Source organism: Mycolicibacterium rutilum (assembly GCF_900108565.1).
GTDB classification, from domain to species: Bacteria; Actinomycetota; Actinomycetes; order Mycobacteriales; family Mycobacteriaceae; genus Mycobacterium; species Mycobacterium rutilum.
On sequence record NZ_LT629971.1, the window covers coordinates 4,652,138 to 4,670,854 of the forward strand.

Annotated in this window: 16 protein-coding genes; 3 read left to right on the forward strand and 13 right to left on the reverse strand. The window is 69.6% G+C overall.

The window, feature by feature from the left end; all coding sequences use genetic code 11:
* Positions 1-40: 40 nt before the first annotated feature.
* From BLW81_RS22590 to BLW81_RS22610, 5 genes are all read right to left on the reverse strand, one after another.
* Positions 41-841 carry a shikimate dehydrogenase gene (locus tag BLW81_RS22590; RefSeq protein WP_083409115.1) on the reverse strand — a complete coding sequence of 267 codons (801 nt, stop codon included), beginning with the start codon at positions 839-841 and terminating at the stop codon, positions 41-43.
* The gene (gene mltG / locus BLW81_RS22595; protein WP_083409116.1) at positions 838-2,079 is read right to left on the reverse strand and encodes an endolytic transglycosylase MltG; all 1,242 of its coding nucleotides are present in this window, start codon (positions 2,077-2,079) and stop codon (positions 838-840) included. Before mltG ends, BLW81_RS22590 begins: the two co-directional genes overlap by 4 nt.
* Positions 2,072-2,617, reverse strand: a complete 546-nt coding sequence (gene ruvX / locus BLW81_RS22600; protein ID WP_083409117.1) for a Holliday junction resolvase RuvX — start codon at positions 2,615-2,617, stop codon at positions 2,072-2,074. The genes mltG and ruvX overlap by 8 nt, the downstream gene beginning before the upstream one ends.
* A 4-nt stretch (positions 2,618-2,621) precedes the next feature.
* Entirely contained in the window at positions 2,622-5,318 is a 2,697-nt protein-coding gene (alaS, locus tag BLW81_RS22605; RefSeq protein ID WP_083409118.1) for an alanine--tRNA ligase, read from the reverse strand.
* Between the two features lie 114 nt (positions 5,319-5,432).
* A complete protein-coding gene (locus BLW81_RS22610) occupies positions 5,433-5,834 on the reverse strand; it encodes a secondary thiamine-phosphate synthase enzyme YjbQ (protein ID WP_083409119.1) in 402 nt (133 codons plus the stop codon).
* 89 nt (positions 5,835-5,923) lie between these two features.
* On the opposite strand from BLW81_RS22610, the gene BLW81_RS22615 reads away from it, so the two are divergent.
* A complete protein-coding gene (locus tag BLW81_RS22615) occupies positions 5,924-6,229 on the forward strand; it encodes a GlsB/YeaQ/YmgE family stress response membrane protein (RefSeq protein WP_083410750.1) in 306 nt (101 codons plus the stop codon).
* Between the two features lie 60 nt (positions 6,230-6,289).
* On the opposite strand, the gene BLW81_RS22620 is transcribed toward BLW81_RS22615, so the two are convergent.
* From BLW81_RS22620 to BLW81_RS22635, 4 genes are all read right to left on the reverse strand, one after another.
* A complete protein-coding gene (locus BLW81_RS22620; RefSeq protein WP_083409120.1) occupies positions 6,290-6,763 on the reverse strand; it encodes an SRPBCC family protein in 474 nt (157 codons plus the stop codon).
* A complete protein-coding gene (locus tag BLW81_RS22625; protein ID WP_083409121.1) occupies positions 6,760-7,113 on the reverse strand; it encodes an ArsR/SmtB family transcription factor in 354 nt (117 codons plus the stop codon). The genes BLW81_RS22620 and BLW81_RS22625 overlap by 4 nt, the downstream gene beginning before the upstream one ends.
* 71 nt (positions 7,114-7,184) lie before the next feature.
* Positions 7,185-8,513, reverse strand: coding sequence for a replication-associated recombination protein A (locus BLW81_RS22630; RefSeq protein WP_083409122.1), 1,329 nt, complete (start codon positions 8,511-8,513; stop codon positions 7,185-7,187).
* Between the two features lie 25 nt (positions 8,514-8,538).
* Complete coding sequence (locus tag BLW81_RS22635; RefSeq protein ID WP_083409123.1) at positions 8,539-9,375, reverse strand: DUF3097 domain-containing protein; 837 nt, start codon at positions 9,373-9,375, stop codon at positions 8,539-8,541.
* Positions 9,376-9,497: 122 nt separating this feature from the next.
* Between BLW81_RS22635 and BLW81_RS22640 the strand changes: the two genes are divergently transcribed.
* Both BLW81_RS22640 and BLW81_RS22645 read left to right on the forward strand, forming a co-directional pair.
* Positions 9,498-10,298: an SDR family NAD(P)-dependent oxidoreductase gene (locus BLW81_RS22640; protein WP_083409124.1), complete on the forward strand. Its 801-nt coding sequence runs from the start codon at positions 9,498-9,500 to the stop codon at positions 10,296-10,298.
* On the forward strand, positions 10,295-10,768 hold the full coding sequence (locus BLW81_RS22645; protein WP_083409125.1) for a nuclear transport factor 2 family protein: 474 nt from the start codon (positions 10,295-10,297) through the stop codon (positions 10,766-10,768). Before BLW81_RS22640 ends, BLW81_RS22645 begins: the two co-directional genes overlap by 4 nt.
* Position 10,769: 1 nt before the next feature.
* Here the strand turns inward: BLW81_RS22645 and BLW81_RS22650 are convergent, their stop codons facing one another.
* The 4 genes from BLW81_RS22650 to BLW81_RS22665 are packed head-to-tail and all read right to left on the reverse strand — an operon-like array spanning position 10,770 to position 18,661.
* On the reverse strand, positions 10,770-11,792 hold the full coding sequence (locus BLW81_RS22650) for a zinc-binding metallopeptidase family protein (RefSeq protein WP_083409126.1): 1,023 nt from the start codon (positions 11,790-11,792) through the stop codon (positions 10,770-10,772).
* A complete protein-coding gene (locus BLW81_RS22655; protein ID WP_083409127.1) occupies positions 11,785-12,684 on the reverse strand; it encodes a transglutaminase family protein in 900 nt (299 codons plus the stop codon). The genes BLW81_RS22650 and BLW81_RS22655 overlap by 8 nt, the downstream gene beginning before the upstream one ends.
* On the reverse strand, positions 12,681-15,335 hold the full coding sequence (locus BLW81_RS22660; RefSeq protein ID WP_083409128.1) for a circularly permuted type 2 ATP-grasp protein: 2,655 nt from the start codon (positions 15,333-15,335) through the stop codon (positions 12,681-12,683). Before BLW81_RS22660 ends, BLW81_RS22655 begins: the two co-directional genes overlap by 4 nt.
* Positions 15,335-18,661, reverse strand: a complete 3,327-nt coding sequence (locus BLW81_RS22665; RefSeq protein WP_083409129.1) for a transglutaminase family protein — start codon at positions 18,659-18,661, stop codon at positions 15,335-15,337. The genes BLW81_RS22660 and BLW81_RS22665 overlap by 1 nt, the downstream gene beginning before the upstream one ends.
* Positions 18,662-18,717 lie beyond the last annotated feature (56 nt).

Below are 18,717 nucleotides of genomic sequence, written 5' to 3' on the forward strand. Positions count from 1 at the left end.
TGACGATTGCTCTACATCAGCGGCTCAATCGCTGCACACCCTAGCGACCGTCGAGCGCTGCTCGCATCGCCTCTTCAGGGGCCGGGCGCCCGGTGAATTGCTCGACCTGGGCGAACGCCTGGTGCAACAGCATCTGCAAGCCGCTGATCACCCGGCCGCCCGCGGTCGTCACCGCCGTGGCCAACGGCGTCGGCCACGGATCGTAAATCGCGTCCAGCAGAAGCGGAACCGTCGCCAGCGCGCCTTCATACACCGCGGCGACGTCGGCGGGGATGGTGCTGACCGCCAGCTCCGCATCGGCGACCGCCGCGGTCAACGCCGGCCCGTCGATGTCGGCCCACTGCGCGCCGGCGCCGACGCGCGTCGCCAGATCCACCAGCGGCGCGGCCTTGTCGGGATTGCGTGCGACGACGGTGATCTGCTGCACCCCGAGTTCGGCGAGCGCGACGATCGCTGCGGGCGCCGTCCCGCCGGACCCGATGACCAGACCGTGCCCGGCGGACACCTCACCGAGCGCGCCGCTCACCCCGTCGATGTCGGTGTTGTCGGCCCGCCAGCCACCGTCGACGCGCAGCAGCGTGTTCGCCGAGCCGACCAGTTCGGCACGCGCGGTGCGTTCGTCGGCGACGTCGAGCGCGGCGAACTTGCCGGGCATCGTGACCGACAGCCCGATCCAGTCCGGCCCGAGCCCGGCCACCAGAGCCGGCAGTTGGTCGGCGGTGCACTCGATGCGGTCATACGTCCAGTCGGTCAGGCCGAGTGCCCGGTACGCCGCGAGATGCAGTTGCGGCGAACGGGAGTGCGCGATCGGCGACCCGAGAACCGCCGCCTTGCGGGTCATCGCGCCGAATCGAGGACACCGTTGCGCCGGGCCACCTCGATGTTCGCCAGGTGCTGCTCGTAGTCGCGGGTGAACAGCGTGGTGCCCTGCATGTCGACGGTGACGAAGTACAGCCAGTCCCCCGGCGCGGGTTGTTCGGCCGCGGCCAGCGCGGGCTGGCTCGGCGAACAGATCGGTGTCGCCGGAAGGCCCGGGCGCACATAGGTGTTCCACGGGTTGTTCTGCGCGCGGTCGGCATCGGTGGTGGCCACCTCGATCCGGTCCAGCGGGTAGTTGACCGTCGAGTCGAACTCCAGGGTGCGGTTCTCGGCCAGCCGGTTGTAGATGACGCGCGCCACCTTCGCGAAGTCCTCCGGGGTGGATTCGCGCTGCACCAGCGAGCCGACGGTCAAGATCTCATAGGGCGACATGTTCATCGCCGCCGCGGTGTCGAGCAGCCCGCCCTGGGCGTACTGCGTCGCGCTGGCCGAGATCAGTGTCGACAGGATGTCCTGAGCCTGCGCCGACGGGTCGATGTTCCAGGTGCCCGCCGCGATCAGCCCCTCGAGCCTGCGGTGGTCGTCGCCCATGGCGAGGACCGGCTGGCTGGCCCATTGCGGCACCTTCAACGCCTCCGGCGTCGCGGTGGAGGCGACCTCCTTGAGCGCGTCGGCCGACACGCAGTTGCGTTCGCCGTCGAGGTCGACGCACGTCGCTTTCGAGATCAGGCTGAGGATGCCGTCGGTGACCGCGTTGGTCTTGACGTCCCGCACGTCGTCGAGCTGACGGCCCTCGGGGATCGTCAGCTTGCCGACCCGGTTCTGCGGATCGGCGAGGCGGGCAACGGCATTGGCGGCCGGGATCTCGGTTCGCACCTTGTAGAAGCCGGGCTGGATCTCCGAGATCGCGGCGTTGCCCTCGGCGGCGTCGACGAACGCGCTGGCGGTCGCGACGACCTTGTGGTCCTGCAACGTCTTTCCGATCGCGGTGGTCGAGTCACCGTCGTGCACCTGGATGACCACGTCGTTGACGCCGTCACCGCTGTAATCGTTGCTCCCGAACAGCGAATGCCACAGCTTCGAGCCGAGGAACACCGCGACGACCACGACGACGATCAGCATCGCCACCGCGAAGCCGCCCGCCACCCGGCGCTTGCGCCTGCCGCGCGCCTCGCGGATGCGGTCGGCGCGCGTCATCCGGCGCCGCGGCGGGCCGACCGCCACGGGTTCGGCGCGCTCCCGGCTCCAATGGTTAGTCATCTGCGACCTCTCCATGCACGGCGTCGTGATCGCTCGGTACTTGCGAGCGCGCCGCGGCGCGCCGTTGGTCCAACCAGTTCTGCAGAATGCTCACCGCGGCGGCCTGATCGATGACCGACCGCTGGCCTTTGGCACGCACGCCGGCCTCCCGCAGAGAGCGCTGCGCCACCACCGTAGTAAGTCGCTCGTCGGCCAGTCGCACGGGTGTCGGCGCGACCCGCCCGGCCAGCGCGTCCGCCAGTGCCACGGCGTCGTGCGCGGAGGTCCCGGACCGGTCGGCGAGCGTGCGGGGCAACCCGACCACCACCTCGACCGCGTCGAGTTCCCGGATCAGCGTCGTGAGCCGGCGCAGGTGCCGATCGGTGCGGTCGCGGCGCACCGTCTCCACGGGGGTGGCGAGGATGGCGTCGGGGTCGCTGGTGGCCACGCCGATGCGGACCTTGCCGACGTCGATGCCGATCCGACGGCCGCGCCCCGGATCGGGTGGGTTCAGCGAACTCCCCGGCCGATCGGGTAAGCGGTCGTCGGTGTGGACCACGCGGTCAGCTCCGGTCGATCTCTGCGCGGAGCGCGGCCAGTGCCGCGTCGATCCCCGCCGCCCCCTTGCCCGAACCCTGTGCCAGATCCGCCTTTCCACCGCCACGGCCGTTCACCGGGGCGCCGAGTGTCTTCACCAGATCGTTCGCGCGCAGCCCGAGGTCCTGGGCCGCGGCGTTGACCGCGACCACGAACGGCACGCTGTCCGCCTCGCCCTCGGCGATCAGCGCCACCACGGCCGGATCGCTGCCGAGTTTGCCACGGACGTCGCCGACGAGTGTGCGCAGATCCCCGGCCGACATCCCGCCGGCCATCCGCTGCGCCACGAGACGGACTTTACCGACAAGTTCGGCTCCGGCGGCGGCATTCACAGCCGCGGCGCGGGCATTTGCCAGCCGCAGCCGGTCGAGTTCCTTTTCCGCGGCGCGCAGGCGTTCGACGAGGTTGGCCACCCGGGCCGGCACCTCTTCGGAGGGCACCTTCAGCGACGACGCCAGCCCGGCCATCAGCGCGCGTTCCTTGGCCAGGTGGCGGAACGAGTCGAGGCCGACGTAGGCCTCCACGCGACGGACTCCCGAGCCCACCGAGGATTCGCCGAGGATTGTCACGGGTCCGATCTGCGCGGAGTTGTGCACGTGCGTGCCGCCGCACAACTCCAGCGAGAACGGGCCGCCGATCTCCACGACGCGGACCTGCTCGGGGTACTGCTCGCCGAACAGCGCCATGGCGCCCATCGCCTTGGCCTTCTCGAACTCGGTGATGAAGGTGTTGACTTCGTAGTCGGCTTCGACGGCCTGGTTGGTGACTTCCTCGATCTGGCTGCGCTGCTCCTCCGACAGGGCGCCCTGCCAGTTGAAGTCGAACCGCAGGTAGCCGGGCCGGTTCAGCGAGCCGGCCTGTACAGCATTGGGCCCCAACACCTCTCGCAGCGCGGCGTGCACCATGTGCGTGCCGGAGTGGCCCTGGGTGGCGCCGTGGCGCCAGCGCTGGTCGACGGCAGCGACCACGGTGTCGCCTTCGACGAATTCACCAGACTCGACGCGCACGCGGTGCGCCCACAGCGTCTTGGCGATCTTCTGCACGTCGGTGACAGCGGCCTTGGCGGCACTGGACGCGCCGGCGCCGGTGATGGCGCCCTCGTCGGCGATCTGGCCGCCGGACTCGGCGTAGAACGGGGTGCGGTCCAGGATCAGCTCGACGCGATCGGGCGCCGCGGCGCCGCCGTCGTGGGACACCACCGGCACTCGCTTACCGTCGACGAAGATCCCGAGAATTCGCGCCTCGGACGACAATTCGTCGAATCCGGTGAATTCCGTCGGTCCAGTGTCGACCAGGTCGCGATACGCCGACAGATCCGAGTGCGCCTGCTTGCGGGCCGCCGCGTCGGCCTTGGCGCGGGCCCGCTGCTCGGCCATCAACCCGCGGAAGCCCGGCTCGTCGACCGTCAGTCCGTGCTCGGCGGCCATCTCGAGGGTGAGCTCGATCGGAAAGCCGTAGGTGTCGTGCAGCGTGAAGGCGTCGGTGCCGGAGAGCACGGTGGCGCCCTTGGCCTTCGTCGCGCCGGCGGCTTCGTCGAACAACCGCGAGCCCGAGGCGAGTGTGCGGTTGAACGCGGTCTCCTCGGCCACCGCGATGCGCTGGATGCGCTCGAAGTCGTTGACCAGTTCGGGGTACGACGGTCCCATCTCGTCACGCACCGTGGTCATCAGGTCGGCCATGATCGGCTGTTCGACACCGAGCAGTTTGGCGGCGCGGATGATCCGGCGCAGCAGCCGGCGCAGCACGTAACCGCGGCCCTCGTTGCCGGGGCTGACGCCGTCGCCGATGATGATCGCCGAGGTGCGGCTGTGGTCGGCGATGATGCGGTAGCGCACGTCGTCATCGTGGTTGCCCTGGCCGTAGCCGCGCGGCGCGATGCCGGCGACCAGGTCGATGACCGGGCGCACCAGGTCGGTCTCGTAGACGTTGTCGACCCCTTGGAGCAGGCAGGCCACCCGCTCGATGCCCATGCCGGTGTCGATGTTCTTGCGCGGCAGCGGACCGAGGATCTCGAAGTCCTCCTTGGAGGTGCCCTCGCCGCGCTCGTTCTGCATGAACACGAGGTTCCAGATCTCGATGTAGCGGTCCTCGTTGGCTTCGGGGCCGCCCTCGACGCCGTACTCGGGTCCGCGGTCGTAGTAGATCTCCGACGACGGCCCACAGGGTCCGGGGATGCCCATCGACCAGTAGTTGTCGGCCATGCCGCGGCGCTGGATGCGCTCCAGCGGCAGACCGGCCACCTCCTGCCAGTAGCCGATCGCCTCGTCGTCGTCGAGGTAGACCGTGGCCCACAGCCGGTCCGGCTCGAATCCGTAGCCGCCCTGGTCGACGGGGTTGGTCAGCAGCGTCCAGGCGAACTCGATGGCCTGCTTCTTGAAGTAGTCACCGAACGAGAAGTTCCCGGCCATCTGGAAGAACGTGTTGTGCCGGGTGGTGATGCCGACCTCGTCGATGTCGGGGGTCCGGATGCACTTCTGCACGCTGACCGCCCGATTCCACGCCGGCGTCTGCTGGCCGAGGAAGTACGGCACGAACTGCACCATGCCGGCGTTGACGAACAGCAGATTGGGGTCGTCGAGTATGACCGAGGCGCTCGGCACCTCGGTGTGGCCCGCTTTCACGAAGTGATCGAGGAAGCGCTTCCTGATCTCGTGTGTCTGCACGTTCGATTCATCCTTGCGTTTGCCGGTACCTGCGACTATTCGACCGCACTACAGTACCGGTCGCGGTTGTCGCACCGGAAAGTCAACGAACGGGCGCGGCGGGCAGTGCCCCGATCAGCCGCCCAGGAAGCTGAGCCGCACGGTGCGCTGCGGGTTGTCGCGGTTCAGGTCGACCAGCACCACGCTCTGCCAGGTGCCCAGCAGCGGTTCCCCCTGCTGAACCGGCAGCGTCACCGACGGCGACACCAGCGCAGGCAGCACGTGGTCGGCGCCGTGACCGGGTGAGCCGTGCGAGTGCCGGTACCGGTCGTCGCGCGGCAACAGCCGTTCCAGCGTGTCGACCAGGTCGTCGTCGGAGCCCGCCCCGGTCTCGATGATCGCCACCCCGGCGGTGGCATGCGGCACGAACACGCTGCACAGCCCGTCGCGGCGGCTGCTGCAGAACGAGCGCACGGCGTCGGTCAGGTCGATGATGCGGCGCTGGCCGGTGTCAATGGTGAGCACGTCGGAGTCCACCCGACCGAGCCTAGGCGTCCGTGCACGCGCCCGTTTATTGACGCCAGTGTCGGGGTATCTGACTGGCACCCGAAACCATGGAGGAAGAGATGACCATCACCGGCGTTATCACCGCAATCCTGATCGGCATCGTGGTCGGCGTTCTCGGCCGACTCGTCCTGCCCGGCAAGCAGCCGATCGGCATGCTGGTGACCATCCTCGTCGGCATCGTGTCGGCGTTCATCGGCACCGCGATCGCCCGCGCGCTCGGCATCCCGACCGCAACCAGCGGCATCGACTGGCTCGAACTGCTCGTGCAGGTCATCGTCGCCGCCATCGGTGTGGCACTGGTGGCCGCCCTGATGGGCCGCAGGCGCACCGGCGTGACCGGCACCCGGCGCGGCGTGCTGCGCTGACTGATCTCGACCTGGCGATCCCGGCCCCTCCCCTCGGCGGCCGGGATCGCCTCATGCGTGTCAGAGGGTGCCGAGCAGTTCGTCGAGCTTCTCGTAGCCCTCGGTCATGCCGCCTTCCATGCCCGACGAGAGCAGCGCGTCGCGGGCCTCGGTGTTGGGACAGATCGAGCGGCCCCGCAAGCGGCTACGCCCCCCGCCGAGGTCCTCGAACCACATGAACTCGAGGTTCACCATGTCCGGTGCGCCCTCGAACTCGAAGGTCTGCAGAACGAACTCGTTCTCGCGGACGGTGTGGAAGGTGCCATTGAACCGGTACTCGCCGCTCGGGTCCTTGTGCGCGTAGCGGTAACCGCCGTGGGACTTGAAATCCCATTCCTCGATGGTCATCTCCAGCCCGCGCGGCCCGAGCCACTTCTTGACGAGTTCCGGGTCGGCGTGCGCGCGGAACAACGCTTCGACCGGGGCGTCGAATTCGCGGGTGAACTCCATGGCCAGGGTGTCGACGGGGGCAGTCAGATTGAATGCGTTGGTCATTCGTCGGTTCCTTTCTCGGTGTCGGTCATCTCCGCCAGGACGGCGTCCAGGCGGCGGTAGTTGCGTTCGGCATCGAGTCGGTAGCGGTCGATCCAGGCGGTCAGCCGCTCCAGCGCGGCGGCGTCCAGGTGCACCGGTCGCCGTTGCGCGTCCCGTGTCCTGGTCACCAGGCCCGCCTGCTCGAGGACCTGAATGTGTTTGGACACAGCCTGTTTGGTGATGTCGAACGGTTCGGCCAGTTCGTTGACGGTGGCCGGGCCTCGCGAGAGCCGAGCCACGATCGCGCGTCGGACGGGATCGGCCAGCGCCAGGAAAGCGCGGTCGAGCCCGGCGTCGGTGCTTGTAATCAACTTCCCCTTTGATCAACGAATTGGTTGAATAAAACCATAGGAGTAGATGCCGGCGCGGTCAAGGGTGGATTTCAGCGTTGGCGGCGGATGATGGCGCGCAGCTTTTCCAGGCGTGTCCTGATCTCGCGTTCCACACCCCGCCCGGTCGGCTGGTAGTAGTCGACGCCGACCAGTTCATCGGGCGGATACTGTTGCGGCACAACCCCATCGGGGTCGTCGTGGCTGTACTTGTAGCCGATCGCGTTGCCCAGCTTGTTCGCGCCGGAGTAGTGGCCGTCGCGCAGATGTGGCGGCACCAAACCCGCCTTGCCCGCGCGGATGTCGGCCATCGCCGCTCCCAACGCGGTCGTCACGGCGTTGGATTTGGGTGCGGTCGCGAGGTGCACGGTCGCATGCGCGAGGGTCAGTTGCGCCTCGGGCATGCCGATCAACTGCACCGTCTGCGCGGCCGCGACGGCGGTCTGCAGCGCCGACGGATCGGCCATCCCGATGTCCTCGCTGGCCAGGATCATCAACCGGCGGGCGACGAACCGCGGGTCCTCCCCCGCGACCAGCATCCTGGCCAGGTAGTGCAGCGCGGCATCGACATCAGAGCCGCGCACCGATTTGATGAATGCGCTGATCACGTCGTAGTGCTGATCCCCGTCGCGGTCGTAACGCACCGCGGCCTTGTCCAGCGACTGCTCGATGACCTCGACGGTGACGTGTTCGGTGGCCTCGGAGGCCACCTCCAGCGCGGTCAAGGCGCGCCGGGCGTCGCCGGCGGCCAGCTGGACGAGCAGATCGACGGCGTCGTCGGCGACCTTCACCTTGCCCGCGAGGCCGCGCGGGTCGTCGATCGCGCGGCGCACCACCGCCCGGATCGCGTCGGCGGTCAGCGGCTGCAACTGCAGGATCAGCGACCGCGACAGCAGCGGCGCGACCACCGAGAACGACGGGTTCTCGGTGGTGGCGGCCACCAGCAGCACCACCCGGTTCTCGACGGCGGACAGCAGCGCGTCCTGCTGGGTCTTGGAGAACCGGTGCACCTCGTCGATGAACAGCACGGTCTGCTCGCCGTGCGCGGCGGCCCGACGCGCGACGTCGATGACCGCGCGCACCTCCTTCACGCCCGCCGACAGCGCGGACAGGGCCTCGAACCGGCGACCGGTCGCGTGCGAGATCAGGGAGGCCAGCGTGGTCTTGCCGGTGCCCGGCGGTCCGTAGAGGATGACCGACGCCGCCCCCGAGCCCTCGGCGAGACGGCGCAGCGGCGAGCCCGGTTGGAGCAGATGATCCTGACCGACGACTTCGTCGAGGCCGGCCGGCCGCATGCGCACCGCCAGCGGCGCCGATGCCCCGACGGGACCTACCGCGGTGGCAGGCGCCTCACCGGGGACGTCGAACAGGCCGTCGGACACGTGTTCTGCTTACCACGGCAGACCGTCAGTCAGCGGCGGGCGCGGTCACGAAGTCGATCAGCTCCTCGACGCGCCCGATCAGCGCGGGTTCGAGGTCGTTCCAGTCGCGCACCCGACCCCGGATCCGCTGCCACGCCCTGGCCGTGTCGGCCTGCTCGGCGGCCGGCCAGCCCAGGGCCCGGCAGACCCCCTTCTTCCAGTCGACGCCCTTCGGGATGACCGGCCACTGCGGAATGCCCAGCCGCTGCGGTTTGACGGCCTGCCAGATGTCGATGAACGGATGACCGACGACCAGGGTGTGCTCACCTCCGGGACCGCGGCGCACCGCATCCGCGATCCGGGCCTCCTTAGATCCGGCCACCAGGTGGTCGACGAGCACACCGAGCCGTCGTCCCGGCCCGGGCCGGAAGTCCTCGACGATCGCTGCCAGATCGTCCACGCCGCCGAGATATTCGACGACGACGCCTTCGACGCGCAGGTCGTCGCCCCACACCTGCTCGACGAGTTCGGCGTCGTGGCGGCCCTCGACGTAGATGCGGCTGGCCAGCGCCACCTTCGCGCGCACCCCGGCGACGGCGACCGATCCCGACGCCGTGCGGGCCGGCTTCGGCGCGCTGCGTTTCGGCGCGGTCAGGATCACCGGCTTGCCGTCGATCAGATAGCCGGGCCCGACCGGGAACGGTTTGCGCCGGCCGTGCCGGTCCTCGAGTTCCATCCGGCCGTACTCGACGCGGACGACCGCGCCGACGTATCCGGTCTGAGCATCCTCGACGACCAGGCCGATCTCGACCGGGCGCTCGGTGGAACGCGGACGCCGTTGCGAGTTGCCGGCCAGGACGTCGGAGCCATAGCGATCAGCCACCGGGTGATCGTAGGGGCCGCCTTCCCCGCGAACAGCCGCAAAGTGGCCACGACACGCCGGGATTTCGGTCACTTCGCGTCTGCTCGCGGAAGGGTGGTGGGCCGTCGGCGACAATCGGTGCCGTGAGCGAACTCTCCCACTACGGACCATGGGCGGTGATCGCGGGCGGCTCCGAAGGCGTCGGCGCCGAATTCGCCCGCCAAGTCGCCGCTGCCGGAATCAATCTCGTGCTGCTCGCCCGCAAGCCCGGACCGCTCGAGGAGACCGCCGGCACCTGCAGAGACGCCGGTGTCGAGGCGCGGACCCTCGCCGTCGACCTCACCGGACCGGACGCGTTCGGCCAAGTGTGTGAGGTGACCGCCGACCTTGAAGTGGGCGTGCTGATCTACAACGCGGGCGCGAACACCTGCAGCGAGCACTTCCTCGACGGACCGCTGGGCGAATTCCAGCGCGTGCTCGACCTGAACATCGGCACGATGCTGGCGATGGTGCAGCACTTCGGCCGCCCGATGCGTGACCGCCGACGCGGCGGAATTCTCATGGTCGGCTCGATGGCGGGCTACCTGGGGTCGGAGCGGCACACCGTCTACGGCGGGGTGAAGGCGTTCGGACGGATCTTCGCCGAGAGCCTGTGGCTCGAGTTGCGCGAGTACGACGTCCACGTGCTGGAGTTGGTGCTGGGAGTGACGCGCACACCGGCGATGGAGCGGGTCGGGCTGAACTTCGACGTGCCCGGCTTGCGGGTCGCCGAACCCGCCGACGTCGCACGCGAGGGTCTGGAACAGCTGCCGCACGGCCCGGTGTACGTGGCGGGCGGCAACGCCGAGGATGTGGTCCGCCGCAACCATCCGGACCGGGCGAAGGTGGTGCTCGGCACCCACCAGTTCATGCAGAAGCTGTTGGGCGAGAGGGGAAGCCGATGACCGACATCGCGGATCTGGAGCGGCGGCTGCAGCGCATCGAGGACGAACGCGCGATCGAGCGCATGATCGCGTCCTACGGTCCGCTGGTCGACGCCGGCGAGGCCGACGCGGCCGCCGAGTTGTGGGCGGTCGACGGGAGCTACGACGTGGAGGGCTGGCGCATGGCCGGCCGCGCCGACGTCGCGGCGATGGTGCGCTCGGATGCCCACCAGGGGTTGATCGGACGCGGTTGCTGCCACTTCCTGGGCCCGGCGGTGGTCACCGTCGATGGTGACGACGCGGTCGCGATGTGCGACTCGATACTGGTGACGCGGCGCGGCGACGGGTTCGCGGTATCGCGCGCGGGCGCCAACCACTTTCGGCTGCGGCGCATCGATGACCGGTGGCAGATCGTCGAACGCCGCACCCGGATGTTGGACGGAAGCGTCGAAGCCCGGCGGTTGCTCACGGACGGGGTCGCCGGGCGCTGAGCTAGCTGAGGTCGTCGACGACGGTGTGGATGAACCGCATCTTGTCGAGCACCGGTGGCGGCAGCACGAACGGGTAGAGGTCCGCCTTGCCCATCGACCGGTTGATCATGTTCAGCGCCCATGACAGCGGTAGCCACTGCTCGATGATCGTGTCGAAACCGCTCGGTCCCAACACTTTTCGTTCAATTGTTGCCGACGCCGGCGCGAAACCGAACGCCGCAGCAGTATCGAGGGTGTCGCGGATGTGCAGATAGTGCGCGAACGTCTCGGCCCAGTCCTCGGCGGGATGCATGGTCGCATACGACGAGACGAAGTTCTGTTCCCAGTTCGGCGGCGGGCCGTCGTTGTAATGCCGGTCCAGCGCCGCCTGGTAGTCGGCGTCGGGATCACCGAACAGCTCGCGGAACTGGTTGTCGTAGTCTTCTGACACGCTGACCAGCCGGTAGTAGTAGTAATGGCCGATCTCGTGGCGGAAGTGGCCGAGCAGGGTGCGGTAGGGCTCGTCCATCGCCTTGCGCAGCTGCTCGCGGTGCACGTCGTCGCCCTCGGCGAGATCCAGTGTGATCACACCGTTCTCGTGGCCGGTGAACACCTTCTCCTGCTCACTGGACAGCAGGTCGAACGCCAGCCCGTAGTCGGGGTCCTCGTCGCGGCCGATGATCGGCAGTTTGAGCTCGTGCAATTCGGCGAGCAGCCGCCGCTTGGCCTTCTCGGACTCGGCGAACGCCGCGAGCGCTTTGGTGTCGGCGTCGTTGGGGCGCGTTCTGGTCAGCGCGCACGCCGGGCACAGCTTGTGCACCGCCTCCTTCTCGACGAGCCAATTGCATTCGGCCAGATGCATGTTCGCGCACAGCTGATACTTGTCGCCGTCGATGAACCCGGCCTGATCCTGCTCGTCGCCGGTGGCGATCACCAGCAACGCCATGTCGTCGAGCGAGAACCCCAGCGGCCTGCCGCACGACAGGCACAGCGAGTTCTCGAACGCCAGGCGCTGTCCGCAGTTGGGGCAGAGGAGATCACGCATGCCGCACTCCCCCGTCGAACGGTTCGACGTCCACCGAGACGTCGATCGCGCTGCTCTCGGAGTTGGTGTAGATGATGCCCCGCAGCGGCGGAACGTCGGCGTAGTCGCGGCCGTAGCCGACGGTGATGTAGCGCTCGTCGACCATCTGGTCGTTGGTGGGATCCAGTTCCAGCCACTGGTTCTGCGGCGTCCACACCGCGGCCCACGCGTGCGTCGCGTCGATACCGATCATGCGTTCCTTCCCGGGGGGCGGATCGGTGGCCAGATACCCCGACACATAACTGGCGGCCAACCCGTTGGCGCGCAGGCAGGCGATGGCCAGCCGTGCGAAGTCCTGACATACCCCTTCCCGCGCCGTCAAAACCTCGCTGACCTGAGTGGACACCGTCGTCGAGCCGGACCGGTAGGTGAAATCGGTGTAGATCCGGTGTGTCAGGTCGGTGAGCACATCGATCAGCGGCCGCTCCGGGACGAAACTCGGTGCGGCATAGTCCCGGACGGCGTCGGTGATCTCCGGCGGCCGCAGGTCGAGGGTGAACTCGGTCGCCAATGCGCCGTCGACCCCGACCGGCCGGGCGATCTCCCACGGCGCCAGCGCCGATCCGGCGCCGTACAGCGACGGCGGCGGCGGGTCCACCTCCACGAGCGCCCTGCTGGTCACCGACAGTTCGCGGTGACGTTCGGTGACGTGGAAGTACGAGCTGATGTTGCCGTACACGTCGCGGCTGGTGGAGCTGTCCGTGGCGGCCGGGTCGACGACGAGTTCGTGCGACAGGCACCGTTGGCGCGCCGAGTCGCGCGGCGTGAGGAAGCCGCGGCCGTAGGACGACGTGACGTCGTCGGCGTAGCGGTACACCGTGCGGTGCGCGATGCGATAGCTGCGGGTCGTCATGGCACCAACCGGCGTTCGTCGGGACCCCACAGGTGCTGCATCTCGCCCGGCAGCGACAGATGTGTCGCGGTGATGATGGTGGACAGCTCGCGCAGGTCGCGGTGCATCCCGTCGAGCAGGGCGGTCAATTCGACTCGCTCGCCGTCGACCACGTCGTCCAGATCGTCGGGATCCAGGCGTCGCAGCCGGGTGCCGATCTCCTCGACCAGTCGCTCGGCCCGCGACGACCCCGACGAGCCGGGCAGCGCCTTGAGCCCGGTGCGCAGCCGCTCCAACTGATAGGCCAGCGAGCGGGGATTGTCGGCGTCGAACAAGACCAGCTCGGCCACCGCGGACATGTCGACCCTGCCGAGCATGCGCCGCCGGTAGATGACCGAGGACTCCAGCACCACCAACGTCGACTCGGTGATCGTCTGCTCGGCGCCCGGGCTGCGCACCGTGGTCAGCGTCGCACCCAGCAGCGCGGTCAGGTTCAGGCCGCGTTCGATGCGCGTGCCGATGTCCATCATCGTCCAGCCGACGTCGCGGATCATCGACTCGGCCGCCACACCCGACAGCGCGAGCATGCCCGCGAGGGTCAAATTGCTCGTCGCCGACAGGAACGCCTCCCCCTCGGCCTGCGAATCAGGCGGCGTGTCAGGCGAATTGAGCAGGGCGCGCTCGAGGGCCGCCAGCACCATCCAGGTGTCGTTGGACAGCTGGTCGCGCACCGCGCGGGTCGCCAGGCCGAGCCGCTCGACCGACTGCGCCAGCGAACCGGGGCGCTGCCGGTCGGCGGTGAGCGACCACAGCGTCGACTGGGCGGTGGCGACCATCTCGGCGTGGTCGCCGTCGGCGCCGGTGTCGGTGCCGGTGATCGTGCCGAGCGCGGCCAGCAGCACCGGCACGCACTCGCTTCCGTCCATCTCGCGGCGGTAGTGGAACTCGTGGTAACGCTCGCGGGTGACCGTCAGCAGCCGGGCCATGTGCTCGGCGCGTTCGGCGTAGCGACCGGACCAGAACAGGTCGGACAGCACGCGCGGCGAGCTCACCGCCCGGGTGGGGCTGGGCGTGATCGCCGGCAGCTCGACCGGCGGGGTCCAGTCGACGCCGACCCGCGCCGAAACCCGCACCCAGACATCCTTGGCCGCAACGGTGTTGAGGGTGAAGGCGGCCTCACCGGCGGCCAGCTGATAGCCGAGGCCGCCGACCATCGGCGCGTAACCGCCGCGCTGCGCGACGGTGAACAGCCGCAGCCCGACGTTGCTGGCTGACAGGCCGCGGTATTGGTAGGCGCTCGGCGCCGACGAGAACTGGGGCAACTCCTGGCCGACCCACTGCCACGGCGCCGCTTCGATGCGTGCCGCGAGCGCCTCGCGCTGGGCGGCCGACAGCGCGGGGCCGACGAGAGGTGCACCGCCGGTGACCGGTCTGATCAGCAGCCGCGTCAGGTGGGTCAGCAGGTGCGATCGTTCGGTGTTGATGCCGCCCCAGTACATCGGAGCGGTCGCCAATTCGGGGGTCTCACCCAGCAACCGCTGCGAGAGTTCGGGCAGGAATCGTTGCAGCCCCGGGCTTTCCAGGATGCCGCTGCCCAGCGTGTTGACGACGGTCACCGCGCCGCGCCGCAGCACCTCGACCAGCCCGGCCACGCCGAGCCGTGAGTCGGCACGCAGATCGAGCGGGTCGACGAATTCGGCGTCGACCCGGCGCAGCACGACGTCGACCCGTTTGAGCGTGCCCATCGAGCGCATCCACAGCTTGCCGTCGCGCACCACCAGGTCGGTGCTCTCGACGAGCGGGAAGCCCAGCACGCTGGCCAGGTAGGCCTGGTCGAAGGACGTCTCGGAGTGGATGCCCGGGCTCAACACCACGACGACGGGTTCCTCGGCCGACTCGGGCGCCGCGTCGATCAGTGCCAGCCGCAGCGCCTGCGCCCATGGTGAGGCGGGCCGCGGGCCGATGCGTTCGTAGAGTTCGGGGATGGCGTGGGCGGCGACGCGGCGGTCCGCCAGCGCGTAGCCCGCGCCCGAGGGCGCCTGCGTCCAGTCGGCGTTGACCCGGAAGCTGCCGTCGGCGGCGCGGCTGACATCGCAGCCGTGCAGGAACAGCTGGTGTCGGCCAGGGATCTCGATGCCGCGGGCGGCGCGCACGTAGCCGGGATGGGCGAACACCAGGGGCGCGGGCAGCACGCCGCTGGTGATCGACTGCTGGGCTCCGTAGACGTCGGCCAGCACGGCGTCGAGCAGTCGGGAACGCTGCACCAGACCGGATTCCAGCGTGGCCCAGTCCTCGGCCGAGAGCACGAGCGGCAGCGCATCGAGGTGCCACGGGCCCGGTTCGGCGGCGCCGTGGCCGTTGGTGTGGGGCTGGCCGACCACCGACCCGTGCCTGCCGACCTGGATGTAGGTGATGCCGTCGTTGTCGACGAGGCTGCGCACCACCCCGCGCAGCTGGTCCAGCCCACTGCGGCCGCGCTCCTCGACGCATTCGGCGACTTCCTGCCAGGCGGGCCGGACATCGCCTGCCGCGTCGATGAATTCGTCGTAGCCGTTGCCGGCGCTCGGCGCGTCGGGCCCGCCGGTGCGCACGTCGAACAACGCCTGCTGCGTTCGCGCGGTGCGGTACCGCCCCAGCAGGTCGTCGGGAGCGTTCGGTGCCGGTAGTGCCATCAGTGCAGAACGGTACGCACTCGCCGGAGGTCGAGGATGCCGGGTGCACCCACATCGGTGGATTGGCGGGCCTGCTTCTCGCGGATGTCGGCCATGTCGGCTCTGCCGGGCGTGAAGCCGATCGCCTCGAAGCGGCGGCTGCGCCGCGATTCGGCCTCGACCGCGTTGACCGGCGGGGTGTCGTAGGCGCGGCCACCGGGATGGGACACGTGATAGGTGCACCCACCGCGCGACATCCCGGTCACGGTGTCGACGAGTTCGAAGCGCAGCGGAGCGTCGACGGTGATCGTCGGGTGCAGGGCGCTGGGCGGTTGCCAGGCGCGGAACCGGACGCCGCCGACCTGGATGTCGGGTTTGTCGGTGGCCAGCAGCGGGACCGGATGGCCGTTCGCGGTGAGGACGTAGCGGTGCCGGTCGGCGCCGACCAGCCGCACCTGGATGCGTTCGACCGACGAGTCGACGTAGCGGGCGGTGCCGCCGGCGGTGGACTCCTCCCCCAGCACGTTCCACGGCTCGATCGCGCCGCGCAGTTCGACCTCGACACCGTCGAACACCGCGGTGCCGATCCGCGGGAACCGGAACTCGGTGAACGGGTCGAGCCAGCTGGTCTCGAAGTCGATGCCGTGCGCGCGCAGGTCCGCCGCGACGTCGGCGATGTCCTGAATGAGGAAGTGCGGCAACAGGTACCGGCCGTGCAGGTTGACGCCGTGGCGGATCAGCGGCGCGCGCAGCGGCTCGTCCCAGAACCAGGCCACCAGCGAACGCACCAATAGCGACTGCACCATCGCCATCTGGTGGTGCGGCGGCATCTCGAAGCCGCGCAGCTCGAGCAGCCCCAGCCGGCCCCGCGCGCTGTCGGGGCTGTAGAGCTTGTCGATGCAGAACTCCGCGCGGTGCGTGTTGCCGGTGATGTCGGTGAGCAGGTGGCGCAGCGCCCGGTCGACCACCCAGGGCTTGGCCGTCGGCCGGGTTCCGTCGGGGCCCGACGTCAGCCGCGCGATCTCGGCGAACGCGATCTCCAGTTCGTAGAGCGCCTCGGCGCGGCCCTCGTCGACGCGCGGCGCCTGCGACGTGGTGCCGATGAACCGCCCCGCGAACAGGTAGGACAGCGCGGGGTGGCGCTGCCAGTAGGTCAGCATCGACACCAGCAGGTCGGGCCGCCGCAGCAGCGGCGAGTCCGCGGGCGTCGTCCCGCCCAGCGTGATGTGGTTGCCGCCGCCGGTGCCGCCGTGGGTGCCGTCGACGTCGAACGACTCGGTGGACAACCGCGCCAGCCGGGCCTCCCGGTAGAGCGTGTCGAGTTGGTCGTTCTGTTCGACGAAGCTGGCGGTGGGCGCGACGTTGACCTCGATGACGCCGGGATCGGGCGTGATCGTCATGGTGGTCAGGCGCGGATCGGCCGGCGGCCCGTAGCCCTCGACGACCACCGCGCACCCGGTCGCCGCCGCGGCGGTTTCGACGCGCGCGATCAGGTCGACGTAGTCGTCGGCGTCCTCGGTCGGCGGCAGGTAGACGTACAGCAACCCGTCGCGGACCTCGGTGACCAGCGCGGTGGTGGGCGCGGCGTCGGCGTCCTCGACCACCGCGGCCGGCCCCTCGTCGCGGCCCAGCGCACCGCGGACCGCCAGCGGGTCGGCGTGTTCGGTGGCGGGCGGCGGCTGCCAGCTGATCGCGTCGAGCGGGAGCCGCAACCCGGCCGGGGAGTCGCCGTCGAGCAGCACGATGCGGCCCCGGCGCAGCCGCCAGTCGGCGCTCGCCCAGCCGCGGCCGTCCGCCCGCCGGTGCAGCGGCAGTACGTACGCGGCGGGTTCGACGACCGACGCGTCGAGCCGGCGCATCAACCGCGCGCGGGCGTCGGGGGCGTCGGAGGCCAGGTCGTCGGCGGCAGCGACCGGGTCACCGTCGGGTTGACGCACCGCGGCGGCCAGCCGGATCAGCGGGTCCTCGTAGGCCGGCCGGACCTGGCTCAGCGGCAGGCCCAGGCCGTCGGCGATCGCGGCGAGCACTTTGTGGGCGGCATCAGGGTCGACGGGTTCGGGTGTGTGGTCGGTCGGCCAGGGATCGGCGAGCAGCGATTCGTCGGCCCACAGCGGCCGGCCGTCGCGCCGCCAGTGCAGGCTGATCTGCCAGCGCGGCAACGGTTCTCCGGGATACCACTTGCCCTGGCCGCGCTGCACCAGGCCGTGCGGCGCCCAGACTTTCTTGAGCCGGGCGGCCAGCGCGGACGCCCGTTGGCGTTTGTGCGGGCCGTCGGCGTCGGTGGTCCACTCGGGGTCGGTCTGGTTGTCGATGGACACGAACGTCGGTTCGCCGCCCATCGTGAGCCGCACGTCGCCCGCCGCGAGCCGGTCGTCGACGTGGGCGCCCAGCGCGCAGATCGTCGCCCATGCTTCGTCGGTGTAGGGCAGCGTGGCCCGCGGGTCCTCGTGAATGCGGGTGACGGTGTTGGAGAAGTCCAGGACGCTCTCGCAGGGCTCGGTGGCGCCGGTGATCGGCGCGGCCGACTCGGGGTGCGGGGTGGCCGACAGCGGGATGTGGCCCTCGCCGGCGAACAACCCGGACGTCGGGTCGAGGCCGATCCAGCCCGCACCCGGGATGTACACCTCGGCCCACGCGTGCAGGTCGGTGAAGTCGGCGGCGGGCCCCGACGGGCCGTCGAGCGCCTCCACGTCGGAGGTGAGCTGCACGAGATAGCCGGAGACGAAGCGCGCGGCCAGGCCGAGCTGACGCAGGATCGACACCAGCAGCCAGGCCGAGTCGCGGCACGACCCGATGCCGGTCTGCAGTGTGCGATCCGGGGTCTGCACACCGGGTTCCATCCGCACGCTGTAGCCGACATCGACGTTCACTGCCCGATTGAGTGCGACGAGGAAGTCGATGGTGCGGGTGTCGCGCGGGATCGTGAAGTTCGACACCCACGCCTGCACCAGGTCCCCGGGCCCCAAGCCCTCACCGTGTTCGTCGACGGGCCGCAGATACGGCTTGAGGTCCTCGGCCAGCGCCTTGGGATACTCGAAGCCGATCTGCTCGGCGTAGTCCTCGATGAAGAAGTCGAAGGGGTTGATCACCTTCATGTCGGCGATCAGCCCGACTGTGATCGTCAGCTCCCGCGTTCTGCTTGGAAAGACCAGCCGCGCAAGGAAATTGCCGAACGCGTCCTGCTGCCAGTTGACGAAGTGGTCGGCGGGTTCGACGGTCATCGAGTACGCCTCGATGGGCGTGCGCGAATGCGGGGCCGGGCGCAGCCGCACGACGTGGGGATGCACCTCGACCAGCCGGTCGAACGTGTAGCTGGTGCGGTGCTCCAGCGCCACTTTGATCCCCATAACCGGTGATCCCACCACAAGGCGTGGGCGCGCGCAGCGTCAGTCGCCGCAGGTGA

Bases quoted from the DNA above. Each gene is read 5' to 3' on its own strand.
- BLW81_RS22660 (WP_083409128.1), bottom strand. From the start codon at position 15,335: ATGGCACTACCGGCACCGAACGCTCCCGACGACCTGCTGGGGCGGTAC.
- BLW81_RS22615 (WP_083410750.1), top strand. From the start codon at position 5,924: ATGACCATCACCGGCGTTATCACCGCAATCCTGATCGGCATCGTGGTC.
- BLW81_RS22655 (WP_083409127.1), bottom strand. From the start codon at position 12,684: ATGACGACCCGCAGCTATCGCATCGCGCACCGCACGGTGTACCGCTAC.
- mltG (WP_083409116.1), bottom strand. From the start codon at position 2,079: ATGACTAACCATTGGAGCCGGGAGCGCGCCGAACCCGTGGCGGTCGGC.
- BLW81_RS22650 (WP_083409126.1), bottom strand. From the start codon at position 11,792: ATGCGTGATCTCCTCTGCCCCAACTGCGGACAGCGCCTGGCGTTCGAG.
- BLW81_RS22590 (WP_083409115.1), bottom strand. From the start codon at position 841: ATGACCCGCAAGGCGGCGGTTCTCGGGTCGCCGATCGCGCACTCCCGT.
- BLW81_RS22620 (WP_083409120.1), bottom strand. From the start codon at position 6,763: ATGACCAACGCATTCAATCTGACTGCCCCCGTCGACACCCTGGCCATG.
- BLW81_RS22665 (WP_083409129.1), bottom strand. From the start codon at position 18,661: ATGGGGATCAAAGTGGCGCTGGAGCACCGCACCAGCTACACGTTCGAC.
- BLW81_RS22645 (WP_083409125.1), top strand. From the start codon at position 10,295: ATGACCGACATCGCGGATCTGGAGCGGCGGCTGCAGCGCATCGAGGAC.